This is a genomic window from Xenorhabdus mauleonii (genome assembly GCF_900113945.1).
Lineage (GTDB): Bacteria > Pseudomonadota > Gammaproteobacteria > Enterobacterales > Enterobacteriaceae > Xenorhabdus > Xenorhabdus mauleonii.
This window is the reverse complement of sequence record NZ_FORG01000005.1, coordinates 108,173-122,237: the sequence shown is the minus strand read 5'-3', so window position 1 is coordinate 122,237 and position 14,065 is coordinate 108,173. Positions and strand designations below refer to the sequence as shown.

10 protein-coding genes are annotated in these 14,065 nt (G+C 39.7%); 4 read left to right on the top strand and 6 right to left on the bottom strand.

Features of this window, described 5'->3' with window-relative positions; genetic code table 11:
* Nucleotides 1-331: 331 nt before the first annotated feature.
* The 4 genes from BM100_RS06760 to guaB form a co-directional block, all read right to left on the bottom strand.
* Nucleotides 332-1,339: a 3-oxoacyl-[acyl-carrier-protein] synthase III C-terminal domain-containing protein gene (locus BM100_RS06760; RefSeq protein WP_092509222.1), complete on the bottom strand. Its 1,008-nt coding sequence runs from the start codon at nucleotides 1,337-1,339 to the stop codon at nucleotides 332-334.
* Nucleotides 1,340-1,343: 4 nt separating this feature from the next.
* Nucleotides 1,344-3,026: a thiamine pyrophosphate-binding protein gene (locus BM100_RS06755; protein ID WP_092509220.1), complete on the bottom strand. Its 1,683-nt coding sequence runs from the start codon at nucleotides 3,024-3,026 to the stop codon at nucleotides 1,344-1,346.
* 847 nt (nucleotides 3,027-3,873) lie between these two features.
* Entirely contained in the window at nucleotides 3,874-5,451 is a 1,578-nt protein-coding gene (guaA, locus tag BM100_RS06750; RefSeq protein ID WP_092509218.1) for a glutamine-hydrolyzing GMP synthase, read from the bottom strand.
* Between the two features lie 78 nt (nucleotides 5,452-5,529).
* Nucleotides 5,530-6,996 carry an IMP dehydrogenase gene (guaB, locus tag BM100_RS06745; protein WP_092509536.1) on the bottom strand — a complete coding sequence of 489 codons (1,467 nt, stop codon included), beginning with the start codon at nucleotides 6,994-6,996 and terminating at the stop codon, nucleotides 5,530-5,532.
* Between the two features lie 174 nt (nucleotides 6,997-7,170).
* Between guaB and xseA the strand changes: the two genes are divergently transcribed.
* Nucleotides 7,171-8,535 (top strand): exodeoxyribonuclease VII large subunit, encoded by a 1,365-nt coding sequence (gene xseA / locus BM100_RS06740; protein WP_092509216.1) that lies wholly within the window; start codon nucleotides 7,171-7,173, stop codon nucleotides 8,533-8,535.
* A 60-nt stretch (nucleotides 8,536-8,595) separates the two neighbouring features.
* Here the strand turns inward: xseA and BM100_RS06735 are convergent, their stop codons facing one another.
* A complete protein-coding gene (locus BM100_RS06735; protein ID WP_092509214.1) occupies nucleotides 8,596-9,798 on the bottom strand; it encodes a DUF1266 domain-containing protein in 1,203 nt (400 codons plus the stop codon).
* Between the two features lie 790 nt (nucleotides 9,799-10,588).
* Between BM100_RS06735 and BM100_RS06730 the strand changes: the two genes are divergently transcribed.
* From BM100_RS06730 to BM100_RS06720, 3 genes are all read left to right on the top strand, one after another.
* On the top strand, nucleotides 10,589-10,834 hold the full coding sequence (locus BM100_RS06730; RefSeq protein WP_092509211.1) for a hypothetical protein: 246 nt from the start codon (nucleotides 10,589-10,591) through the stop codon (nucleotides 10,832-10,834).
* Between the two features lie 169 nt (nucleotides 10,835-11,003).
* On the top strand, nucleotides 11,004-11,225 hold the full coding sequence (locus tag BM100_RS06725; RefSeq protein WP_092509209.1) for a hypothetical protein: 222 nt from the start codon (nucleotides 11,004-11,006) through the stop codon (nucleotides 11,223-11,225).
* 187 nt (nucleotides 11,226-11,412) lie between these two features.
* Nucleotides 11,413-11,619 carry a hypothetical protein gene (locus BM100_RS06720; protein WP_092509207.1) on the top strand — a complete coding sequence of 69 codons (207 nt, stop codon included), beginning with the start codon at nucleotides 11,413-11,415 and terminating at the stop codon, nucleotides 11,617-11,619.
* A gap of 107 nt (nucleotides 11,620-11,726) precedes the next feature.
* On the opposite strand, the gene BM100_RS06715 is transcribed toward BM100_RS06720, so the two are convergent.
* Nucleotides 11,727-13,994 (bottom strand): TonB-dependent receptor domain-containing protein, encoded by a 2,268-nt coding sequence (locus BM100_RS06715; RefSeq protein ID WP_092509205.1) that lies wholly within the window; start codon nucleotides 13,992-13,994, stop codon nucleotides 11,727-11,729.
* Nucleotides 13,995-14,065: the final 71 nt, after the last annotated feature.

Genomic DNA, 14,065 nt, shown 5'->3' with positions numbered 1-14,065 from the left:
ACGACTGACTAAAGTCGGCTGTCTCTTGATCACGAGCCTTGTTCAAGAGACAGCCGACTTTCTTTAGCACTGCACCTAGAAAGGAATTTATTGGTTTGAAAAAACTAAATTCCTAGTAATGAATTGCTGCGCTTGTCATGATTATTTCCATTTATATCGATAGTTAGCGTAATTAATTCATTAAAATTTTTTCACCAACAAACATTCAATGATAAAAACCCGATAACATTCCCAATAAATATGATATTAGTGTGAAACAGTTAGTTATTTTACCTAAACTGACAAGGCTTAATCTAAAATAGACACTTAATAATAGTTTAGGTATTTTGAATCACTCTATTGAACTAATTAATCGAGTTTTATGATCATAACAATATATACGATTAGGAATATGCTGCCATTTAAATAACGCGGCTGTTGCAGTAAATGAAGGACCAATGCCCATCACAACAACCCAGTCAGAATCAGTTAAATTTTTATTATGTTGTATTTCCATAAAACCAAACAAGCTCTGAGCTGGCCCTAAACTTCCATACTTGTGAAAAATGGATATCACTTTATCTTTTTCTACCCCTAATGCTTCCGCTGAATGGCCGGCAGCCCATTCTGTTGGATCATAGATATAAAAAGCACTGACATCATTTAGATTAATTCCGTTTGCTTGACACACCTCATTGCAGCATCGGTAAGTCGTCTCCTGCAAATTATTAAATATATAATCACCACTCTGCGGTTTATAACGGACATGCGGCACAGGTTCTCTATTAAATTGCAAAACATCGTAATGGGCAGTACTCACAGTTTGACAACCGGCCACAGTTACGCCTTGTTTTCTGCTAAGCATTAAACATGCAGCGCCATCACTTAATAACGTCCTCGCAGGATCGCTTTCCGAAAACCAATGCGAGTAATTGCACCCAGCAATAACAGCTATATTCTGAAATTTTGGGTTGATAAACAAAGATGAGGCAAGCTCCAGTGACGTTATCCCGCCACTTGTTCCAACATTGATTGGCACCACTGGGCAAGATAGTTTTAATTCTCTGGCAAGTTGCCCGGATTCATCACCCAAAATGTTATCAAACCACACTTGGCTAAGGATCAGATAATCAATATCGGAAATATCCATTTGTACCTGTTTTACTGCCTCTAACAAGCTTACTTTTATTAATTCAATTAATTCATCTTTATTATTTAAGCGCCATATAGTACGAGGACGGGATGCCTTCTGTTTGCCGGGAGCGCTAAATTCATTATTTATGTTCTCCTCAGGATGAATAATAATTTTTCCCGTTGGCAGAATGCCTGCCGCTGAAATGATTGAAATGCCATTATTCATATGATTACACCTTCAATTTCTTTAAACTTTCCACTCTATCTTTAAGGGGAGGAAGCGGGTGTCTGTCAATAACGACATTGATCACGGCAGGTTTCTTTTCTTCAATTGCCTGAGTGAGTGCTTGATATAACTCTTTTACATTTGTGACGGTATAGCCTGTTGCCCCAATAGATTGCCCAAATAAAGCAAAATCAACCGGAGGAATGTCGTAATCAAATGAAGTATTATTCAATAATTCTTCCCCCTGGCGGCACATATTGTAACTGGCATCATTCATCACAAGCCAGATAGCAGGTAATCCATATTTAACTGCTGTACTTACTTCATTCAACATCAGCATGGAACCATCACCGATGATACCTACTGCACAACGTTCTTTTGATGCAGCAAGCCCGACCATCCCGCAAGCATAGTGCCCCATAGAGCCATACGCTGTGCTTGTACGATATCTTAACGGATGGGAAAATTTTAAGTAGCGATTAGCCCAAACAAAGGAATTTCCTGCTTCTGACGCAACATAACAATCAAATTTATCAATCGCTATTTCTTGAATTACACGCATCACATCAAGTGGGTGACACATATCCTTTGCAGGATCTGAATGATATTTATCACTCTCATGGAGGGTGGGAACCGTTTCAATATCTCTATCAGGCATTGATTCATAATCAATATGAGAATCAATTAACGTAAGGAATTTTTCAATATCACAGTCAATGATGACAGCATGCGGAGGTAGGTTATTTTTGACTTCCTGCGCATTCAGACCGATATAATAAACGTTAACATCTTTAAGGCTATTTTGAGCATAGGAAGAACTTAACTCGCCCAATCGGGTGCCCATAATGATCACCGTTGACAATGACGGGCAGTGTAATGCGTTATAAATATTTTCCCCATCAGCACCTAAACCACTGGTTCCGACATAAAGACTATTTTTTTCATCAAATATCCCTTTACCCCGAGGGGTCGATATGACCTGTGAGTTTGTTTTTATAGCGATTTTTGTCAATAGAGCAGAAGCATTCCGCGCACCAAACCCAGCCCAAAAAACAGCTTTTTTATTGACAATCGAATCAGCTAATTCCTGTGAATGACGTTTTACATTAACATCGAGATCGTCATTAGATAAAAAAAACGCTTCACTATTCTCATTCTCGATGATTTCTCGCTGTACTTTTGCTGTCAAAAATATACCAACTACATAGCCTTCTTTCTTATTAAACCCTTCCTTTAATTTTTTCTCAATTTGGGCGTAATCTTCTTTTTTACTTATGATAATGACTTCATCAAAATAACCCTGCCCATCAGCAAGAACCAAACCATTTATATTTTGTACTGTGGTTTCTTGCAAGCCCCACTTTCCTGAAGGAGCCACTGATGTGATTGATGAGATAAAAACAACTTGCGCCCCATCCAACCTTGCTGCTTTTAACCCAGTTAATGCATTACTTATGCCTGGGCCTGCTGTAGCAAAAGCCACGGTTGGGGCCTGTTCACACAAGCTATACTCAGATGCAGCAAAGACGCCTCCTGATTCATGCCTACAGTGAAATGTTTTAATCTTTTCCGATTCCATTAATGCTTCCCATACTGGGCCAATAAATCCCCCAGCAATGCCAAACGCCGCTTTAACTTTACAGCCTTCGAGTACATTAACCAAACCTTTAGCAATATTTATTGACATAATATATAATCCGTTTCAGATATTAAAATAACGTGATTCATCACTATAATGAGCAATAGATTTATAGTGCTAATCAATGGGCAATAAATTTATAAAGCTAATCACCAACATTAGCATTCACGGCTAACATAGAATAAAGTTTTTAATTTATATACCAAAATAAATCCACTATTAAAATTTATAGCGAGATGCAGTTTTTATAAAAAACCACCTGTTATACAAGTACCTTGGCGCAGCCATAAAAGAAAAATTACTGATGGTTATTCCAGTTTTAGTTAATATTATCTTGCCAATTTTACTTTCGAAACCTTATTTTAATATCGTACATATCTTCTAATTATTTCTTCATTTCCTCCGACTGAATTCAAGAATTAATGTTTTTATCAAAAATGATTACTCCATCGCATTTTCCTTCTCAAATGAAGATATTTTATCAGTAATCTTATCGCAGCCCTTTATTGATTGAAGTACATTAAATCGAAAATGCATAAACTCAGTAGCGCTCTGAAAAGTTCAATCCACATAATTTCCTTGAAGATTTAATTTTATTACCTGCATTCTTTCATATTGCAATAAATATAAATAATTCTATAAAGTTCTTTACCTAAATCACTTCTTAAGGTTTTATCTTGCTACTCTGACATACGAATTAAATGATACGGGAAACGGCAGTATACAGGCGATGCGATTTCATCATCTGATCATGTTATTTACGCCTCTAATTGTTCGGCAACAAGCTGAGGAAGCATTTAGCATGAGGGAACAGACAATAAAAAAGCCCATGTAAAAACATGAGCTTTTTTTGTTATTTATTGCCAGTTATTACCAGCTATTACCTAACGCGGGATTATTCCCACTCAATTGTTGCTGGTGGCTTGCCGCTGATGTCATAGACTACCCTCGAAATGCCACTGACTTCATTAATAATCCTGTTCGATACACGACCCAAGAAGTCATATGGCAGATGCGCCCAATGAGCGGTCATAAAGTCAATGGTTTCTACCGCACGCAGGGAAACAACCCAGTCGTACTTACGGCCATCACCCATAACGCCTACTGAACGAACCGGCAGGAATACGGTGAATGCCTGGCTGACTTTATGGTACAGGTCCGCTTTGTGCAGTTCTTCAATGAAGATAGCATCAGCACGACGCAGCAAGTCACAATACTCTTTCTTCACTTCGCCCAATACGCGAACGCCAAGGCCCGGACCTGGGAATGGGTGGCGATACAGCATCTCATAAGGCAACCCCAATTCCAGACCAATACGGCGAACTTCGTCTTTGAACAGTTCTTTCAACGGTTCAACCAGACCCAGTTTCATATCTTCTGGCAGACCACCTACGTTGTGGTGAGATTTGATGACATGTGCGTTGCCCGTTGCGGATGCCGCAGATTCAATCACATCTGGGTAAATTGTGCCCTGTGCCAGCCACTTAATCTGAGTTTGTTTTGATGCTTCTTCATCAAATACGTCAATGAAGACGTGGCCGATGGTTTTACGCTTGGCTTCTGGTTCATCAATTCCAGCCAACGCAGACAGGAAGCGATCTTCAGCTTTAACATGGATAATGTTCAGGTCAAATTTACCTTCAAACATCTCCATGACTTGATCCGCTTCGTTCAAACGCAACAAGCCGTTATCTACGAAAACACAGGTCAGACGCTTGCCAATTGCGCGGTTCAACAGCAAGGCTGTAACAGAGGAATCCACACCGCCGGACAGCGCCAGAATCACCTGATCGTCGCCAATCTGCACACGCAGACGTTCTACGATATCGTCAATAATAGAAGCCGGTGTCCACAGCGCTTCACACTGACAGATATCCAACACAAAGCGTTTCAGGATATTCAAACCTTGATGGGTATGAGTCACTTCCGGGTGGAATTGCACACCGTAAAAACGTTTCTCATCATTCGCCATAATGGCAAACGGACAAGTGTCGGTGCTGGCAACTGTCGTGAAATCAGCAGGAATAGCGGTAACTTTATCACCATGACTCATCCATACATCCAGCAAAGGCTTGCCATCTTCGCTCAGGGCATCTTGAATATCACGGAATAACTCACAGTTGTTTTTGATTTCAACCTGAGCATAACCAAATTCACGTTCGTTAGAATTGGAAACTTCGCCACCCAATTGCATGGACATAGTTTGCATGCCATAACAGATCCCCAACACAGGCACACCTGCGTTAAAGACATAATCTGGAGCGCGAGGGCTATCGTTTTCAGTGGTACTTTCTGGGCCACCAGAAAGGATGATTCCGTTTGGATTGAATTCGCGGATTTGCTCTTCGGTAACATTCCATGTCCAAAGTTCACAATAAACACCAATTTCACGGATACGGCGGGCAATAAGCTGTGTATATTGCGAGCCAAAATCAAGGATCAGAACGCGATGCTTATGGATATTAGTTGTCATTTGAGGTGAATTCCCAAAACAAGTGGCAATTAAAAGATAAATAAATCAGTGGCCCGATTACGGGCCACTCTAAATAAATTACAGACCTAAACGGTAGTTTGGTGATTCTTTGGTGATAGTCACGTCATGAACGTGGCTTTCCTGAATACCTGCACCACTGATACGAACAAATTCTGCTTTAGTTCTCAGTTCGTCAATGGTTGCACAACCCGTCAGACCCATGCAGGAACGCAGACCGCCCATTTGTTGGTGAACGATGCTTTTCAGCAGGCCTTTATAAGCCACACGGCCTTCGATGCCTTCAGGAACCAGTTTGTCAGCCGCATTATCAGTCTGGAAGTAACGGTCAGAAGAGCCTTTGGACATCGCGCCCAGAGAACCCATTCCACGGTAAGATTTGAACGAGCGGCCTTGATACAGTTCGATTTCTCCCGGAGATTCTTCTGTGCCCGCCAACATTGAACCGACCATGACACATGCCGCGCCCGCAGCGATCGCTTTGGCGATGTCACCGGAGAAACGAATGCCACCGTCAGCAATAACAGGAATGCCTGTCCCTTCCAGCGCTTCAACCGCATCTGCGATAGCCGTGATTTGAGGAACACCAACACCCGTTACGATACGGGTTGTACAAATAGAACCAGGGCCGATACCTACTTTCACTGCGTTCACGCCCGCAGCAACCAACGCTTTGGCACCTTCGCCAGTGGCTACGTTGCCACCAATGATTTGCAGATCAGGATATTTAGCACGGGTTTCACGAATGCGTTGCAAAACACCTTCAGAGTGACCATGAGAAGAGTCAATCAACAGCACGTCCACACCCGCAGCGACCAACGCATCAACACGTTCTTCGTTGCCAGCGCCTGCACCAACCGCAGCACCAACACGCAGACGACCCTGTTCATCTTTACATGCGTTTGGTTTACGCTCTGCTTTCTGGAAATCTTTCACCGTGATCATGCCAAGCAGGTGGAAGTTATCATCAACAACCAGCGCTTTCTCGACACGTTTTTCGTGCATTTTCTGCAAGACAACTTCACGGGCTTCGCCTTCTTTCACTGTTACCAGACGCTCTTTCGGTGTCATCACCGCAGTCACAGGCTGATCCAAATCGGTAACGAAACGCACATCGCGGCCGGTAATAATACCAACCAGCTCATTCGCTTCTGTCACAACCGGATAACCAGCGAAACCATTGCGTTCAGTCAATTCATGAACTTCATGCAGAGTCGTTTGTGGCGTTACAGTCACAGGATCAGTAACAACACCGCTTTCATGTTTCTTCACGCGGCTGACTTCTTCAGCCTGACGCTCGATTGACATGTTTTTATGGATGAAGCCAATGCCCCCTTCCTGAGCCAGTGCGATTGCCAGTGAAGATTCCGTCACGGTATCCATGGCTGCTGAAAGCATAGGAACGTTCAGGCGAATAGTAGAAGTTAATTGGGTAGACAAATCCGCCGTGTTAGGCAGGACTGTAGAATGGGCAGGAACCAACAGAACATCATCGAAAGTTAATGCTTCTTTTTTAATACGTAACATGGGCAATATCTCACCAAGCAATGGGGCAATAAGAGGGATAAAATATTGCCGCGGCATTATACAGGCCGAAATCGGTTGCCTCCAGCATTTTTTAAAAAAAAATTCTTGATTAGTCATACAGGAAGATTAATATCAGTTAATTAAGTCCTTGTTTTAAAATTTGATCTAGCTCACATGTCACTACCTACCAATACCGGAATTTTTTCTGTTAGCCGCCTTAATCAGACGGTTCGCCAGCTATTGGAGCTGGAAATGGGCAGGATTTGGCTTTCTGCCGAAATGTCCAATTTTTCTCAGCCATCATCAGGACATTGGTACTTCACGTTAAAAGATGAACGAGCACAAATTCGTGCCGCCATGTTCCGTGGTCAAAACCTAAAGGCAACATTTCGACCGCAAAATGGGCAACAGGTATTGGTTCGGGCACAAATTACCCTGTATGAGCCTCGGGGCGACTATCAATTAATCGTGGAAAGCATTCAACCTGCCGGTGATGGGTTATTACAACAACAATTTGAAGTGTTGAAACAAAAACTCGCAGCTGAAGGTTTGTTTGATCAATTTCATAAAAAACCACTGCCCTCGCCCGCCAAACGTCTTGGTGTTATCACTTCGGCCAGTGGTGCGGCACTGCACGATATTCTCAATATTTTGAAACGTCGTGATCCTTCCCTGCCCATTATCATTTACCCTACCGCTGTTCAGGGTGCCGAAGCTCCATTGCAGATTATTCGGGCAATTGAACTGGCAAACGCGCGGCAAGAGTGTGATGTCCTGATTGTCGGACGTGGAGGAGGATCACTTGAAGACTTATGGTGTTTCAATGACGAACAGGTTGCACGGGCATTATTCCAGAGCCGTATTCCTGTTGTCAGTGCTGTCGGTCATGAAACAGACGTGACAATCGCAGATTTTGTCGCTGACTTACGCGCGCCAACGCCTTCTGCGGCGGCAGAACTGGTTAGCCGCAATCAAATCGAATTATTGAGGCAGGTGCAGTCTCTGCAACAGCGGTTCGAAATGGCGATGGATTACTTCTTCGCCCAGAAACAACGTGTATTCAATGTATTGCAGCATAGGCTCCGACAACAACGCCCTGATTTGCAGTTGGCGCGCCAGCAAAATCATTTGGCTGAATTGCGCCAAAAGTTGATTGATGCTTTTTCACGCAGCCTAAAACAGCATGCAAATTCACATGAAAGAATTAGCCTGCGCCTATTGCAAACGCATCCGGAGCGAAAAATCCGCCATTACGATCAATCCATCCAACAACTTGATTTTCGATTGAAACAAGCGATTGAGCGGCAATTGGGGCGTTATCGGGAAAAATTTGCGGTTTCCTGTTCACGAATGGAGGCGGTCAGCCCGTTGGCAACGTTAAGTCGCGGTTACAGTATCGGCGAAGCGCCTGATGGAACATTGTTAAAGCAAGTTAAGCAGGTGAAAGTTGGGGATACGCTGAAAACTCGGTTGCAGGATGGCTGGGTTGAGAGTCAAGTCACTCAAGTAAAGAAAACCCGCAAGAAAAAATCTAATTAATCAAACTGCTATCAATATAAATGTGCTCAAATTGTAAAATTTGAGCACATTTTTTATACCTTATAATTCATCAGCCCTGACTTGTTCTCTAATGGCTTCATGCACTTCATTAAAATCAATGTCGGGATTTTGTTTTGCCAACACTTCAGTTAGCGCTTGGGCAAATGAATGGGTTTCGGTGGGAGGCAAATCGCTATTCCAATCGATAACATTGGTTGGGCTATTTTCGTCATTCAGCAACGCACGGATAATATTGACATATTCAGACTGACACTCAGCCCAATCCCCATCCGTTGATGCCCAAAACCAGCGTGTAAGCGCAAAGTGATACCAGAGGTTATCCCAGCCGCTGTAAACCATCCGTAGCAACGGGGCGAGCATAAGTGCCCAATTTTTCGCTTCCTGCTCTGAGATATATTGCAGTTTACAGCCATTCAGACACAACATGCTGAAACGAACATAATCCCACGCTACATATTGAATGTCCTGAATATCATTTTCATTGTTATACATCATGGTATAACGCCAAATAGTTTCTTGTTTATCAGATTCATTCATATCACTTTTCTGAATACCTGCCAGCATTTCATCAAATTCTGGTTTTGATAATTCGCTCAGCTCATCCCGCATCCTGTAATAATCGACAGCATGTCCCCTCACCAGCAGAGTAAATAGCTGGTAAACCAGATCATCGCGATTTTCAATACCCCAGGCGGATGCTAAACCTCCATCATCTTCTTCTTGAGAATAATCATTGCAACTCCATCCATTAAAACAGGAGTAAGGTGCGCCTAATATCATCCCCCAATCAGAAGGAGTAAAAGGCTGGGAGTTATCAGGGAGATAGGTTTCGTTTTCACCTTGTGCTGAATTTTTTATATTTGTCAGTGTGTTTTGATCGAAAATCACATAATTATGCCCGTTATAAATCACAAGGTCGCATTGGAATTCGTCAACAAGATAGTACAAATGTTCAGCACGGAACTGATGGAAATTTTCAGGATTATTGTCGGTAGATTCAGCGTGGTGCCATGATGCAGGATTTTCTTCAGAGAGATAAGCAATGATATACGGCCTGAAATGGAATTCAGGATCTTCCTTTATCGAAAAGGTGTAGTCATCGCTGTTGTCTGCAACGGCAGTGGCAAGCCAAAAATCGGATGAGTGGAATAGATTAAAAAATTCAATAAAGAGCTGCGTTTTTTGGTCTTGATCTGTTGCGTTATGAAACTCAATCCATGTATTTATTAACTTATCTGACATGAGCGTAATATCCTGAATAGGTAGCCGAAATTAACATTGCCATTATCTTAATAAAGTAAGTTATTCTAATGACAAGCGCTATTTTACTCATAAATAAATTTTTTCATTGTGTGAACAGTGCCCGCTAATTGGCTTTATTCTCCAATCTTTGACCAACGCTAGTAGAATCATGTCGCGGTAAAAATTTCCTTTTATAGAGGGAGGTTTAATTTATCCCAGCACTGCACTATTAGCGCTGATTTTGAGAGGCTTCTCACATTCTTCTGGATTTGCTTTTTTACATTATTTTTTAGTGCGTTAAATCTCTATTTAAATATCCAGAAAAATTGTATTGGCCGCACAAAGCACGGATGATTTTTTCTTAAATTAATCCTCGATTCAATTCTTATACGTCATTAGAATAAAAAATTAATCATTTAACTTAAAGTGGAATTATTAACAGAGGAAATCTTGTTTCCAATCATCTCCACAGAAGATTTTATTTAGTTAAAAATAAAAAAGTTAGGTTAAATAATTACTCTTTTTTGTATTTTTTTATTCCATTACTTGATAGATGAAATCTTTATCCTATACTTAGTTTGTAAGCGAAATTATTCTATAGATATTATTTTTCCGAACAATGTTTATTTGTATTTAACGACTAAAATAATACTCATTGATATTGGATGAAATACTCATTAATTAACTTTTTTGGTTTCTATAGAAAAAATAATTTCACCTACATTATATTTTTTATATAGCTATTGATTAGCAACAAACATTACACACAACATAAATATGTGAGGGAATTATGACACAATTAGCAACTGCTTCAGATACTGATAACCTAGCAAAAAATGATGGCTTTTGGAAAAGTATTGAAGATATTGTCAGTGGTTTAGATTTGATTATTGACGGTGGCCTTGGTATTTGGAGTGCAAAAAACCCCGGAAATGAAAGTATTCAATCTAAAGCAAAACTAGGAATTTCCATCACTGATGCGCTAAAAGAAGCTGCTATAAAGGTGTTAGAACAACAAAAACAGGAAAATCCATAATATCAATAAAATAAGTTAACTCTATATTCCCCTTCCATATGGGGGGGGGAATATAGAACTTCATCATATTAATGCATTATTATCATGTAAAAAACAATTATATAGTTTTGAATTTATAACCATATTATGGTTATTAAAATTATATATTTTATTATGTAATGAGGGAATTATGGAAAAAACAACAAATATGCAAGAAGTTCAACAGCTTGATGTTTATGATTGTATCGAGAATATTAGTAATGGCGTATCAATAATTCTTAACGCTACTTTAGATATATTAGTTAATAAACGAACAATTAGTAAGTATCAAAAAATGCTTATATCTCATGGTATAAAATCGATTCTTGAAGGATTGTTAACACTTATTTCCGCATTTATACTTAAAAAATAAAAAAACTGAATATAACAGGATTAAATTATATATTAATTATTTTCCCCATCGTTATAATTATAACAATAGATAACACCACTATATATGGCCTTCTAATATATACACCAATCTATAAATTATATAACCAAGAGACATAAATGCAGTAGTAAAAAGAAACAATAACGTCACTTTCAGTAACGGAGTAATCATGAAAGAACTAGATGAACCGATGGAAAGTTTTATTATTAGCGTGTCATTAAAGAATGAAATCACAAAGTGTATTAATGGTATAGGAGGCATACTAAATAGCCTTGTTGATATTTTATTCGAAATTAATATTATTGACTCCGAGACAAGCCTTTTAATAAAAGTACTTATAGATGGGGCTGTCTTAGGCATTATTGGGTTACTTTAGTTAGTTTTGTGATAATGGATATTATTATCAAGGCTACAATACACATTATTAACCACTTCAGAATATCGCCTGAAGTGGTTAATAATTTTGATATTTTTTAAATCCTATTAGAAACGAATCTCAGCGCCCATAATGTAGGTTCTACCGCGGGCTGTTTGGGTTTTAGATTCTTGCTCTTGCATGAGAGGTGTTGAATTCATTCGATTCAGTGCTTCAGAATAATTTCGATTAGTCAAATTTTGTATTGCAAATTTTAGAAATACGTTTTTATTGATTTGGTAGTCACTATACAAATCAATAATCGTAGGCACTTTGTCTGATTCATCCATTTTTACTCTATTGTTCTCATCCGTATCACCGGCAGGGTTCATGTGATAAGATTTTCCTGTATATTTTACAATAGCCCCTAATCTAATTTTTTCATCTAAAAAGCGAATACCTGTATCCAATGTTAAATAACTTTCTGGTAATTGGGATGCTGGGCTTCCGCCGAACATGGATGTTGTTATTGATGTTGGTTGCTGTGTTTTTTGCTGGCTATATGCTAGTGAACTATAAAACATACCTGCATCATAATTAGCAGAGATTTCATAACCTTTCATAGTTACCGGTGTCAAGCTATTGGTGTGAAGAGAGCCAGCAACATTTTCATTAAGTGTTGCATTTTCTTCATCCGTTAATGTTCCATCAAGTATACATAACTTTCTTTCAAGACAAAGCATATACGGTTCACTACTAATATAATTTTTAATTTTAGTATGGAAGAATGCTGCTTTTAGACGGAATGTATCTCCATCCACAATTAAGTTCGGGCGATAACTATTAAAACCAATTTGATAAGTATCCGCTTTTTCACCTTTCAAGAATGGATTAATAGAAGCACCACCATCCATTGTGGTGAAAATTTCCTGAGCATTGGGAGCTCTCATTGAGTGCGAATAGCTTACAAAAGGTTGAAACTCAGGAATAATTTCTGCTGACAATAAGATGTTCGGATTGAAACCACGCTCTTTAAGATTTAACTGGGCCTCGCCCTGAGGAAAACACTCCACTCGGTCTTCACAAGCTGGTTTTTTCCCTCTCACACTGTAATTCAGATAGTTTAATCCTAAATCAGCGGTGTAAATATCACGTTCAATTTTCAGTTTACTATAAATGCTGGCAATATCTTGCTTACCACTTGGAGAAAACATATTATTTTCTGCAATCTGTTTATCTCTAATTTTATCACCAGTACTTACATCTATACTTTTCCGATACTCTGTATGCATCCACTTACTACCTAGCGTGAACGCAAAATCAGTATCTTCATAATTGAACCGACTAGTATTTTTTATATCAATAGAATTTGATTTTCCATTTGATTCACTTTCCCCTAATACACCCATCGTCCTAGGAAGGTATTTTTGCCGTCCATTACTGGTACTTAGCATAATTTTAGCATCAACCAGTTCAGTAAATGGGGTGTAGTTATATTTTAAATAATAATCATAGTTATCAATATGGCGCTTATTGAATTTATTATGATATAAACGGCTACTTAACTCCAAATCATGAAAATCATTGGGTTTAATGTTTATTTTCATTAGTTGAGAATTTGGCTTTTGTTTGAACGTTTCGCTTGTACCAAATTCTTCACTACTCACACCTTCAGCATTCCTATAGTGGGCTTCAATATTATGTCCACTGACAGCTAAGATAGCTCCCAAAGAACCTTCTGGGCCGAATGCTTCCGTTTTTCCTGCAACCGCCATCATACCACTTCGGCCAATGCCATTATTGCCATATGTCCATTTAGTACGAACGCCTAGGTTATTGCCTTCGAATACTACATCATCAACGCCAATGGTGCGGAAATTAGCGCTTCCAACCAAAGCATTGACAGAGTCTGAATCATCAGCTTGACCACGAGCAATATCAACACGAACAATAAAATTTGGATCAACTAATGCGCCAAACTGGCTATAAGGCTGTGTCCCGTGCGAAATCTCACTCGTTGCCGAACCATAAAAACTCTGGCTGATACCATCAACCATCATATTCACTCGGCCAAAACCACTCAAGCCTCGAATATTAACACTGACAACTCCTTGTCCTTGACTGGCATCCATTTGAGTATAAGTCCCCGGCAAGCTGCGCAATACGCTATCCATAGACTCTAATTTATTATCTTCACCCACAGAGCTATAAGAACCTGGTTTTTCCATTGCCTCTATCTGTGCAGAGTTTTTATTATCTTGCGCACCTGAAACTTTCAGACTGCTGAATCGCACAACTTTTTCTTTTTTATTGTCGTCCGTATTTTCAGCATAAGCGATTCCCTGGAGGCCCATCAGCACAGCGCTGACTCCAGCTATTCTAGCTACAATTTTCATTATCCTTACCCTAAATAGATATAATATTTATTGTTGTTCACATTGCTTCGCAAATTTGTGTGTAAAGCATC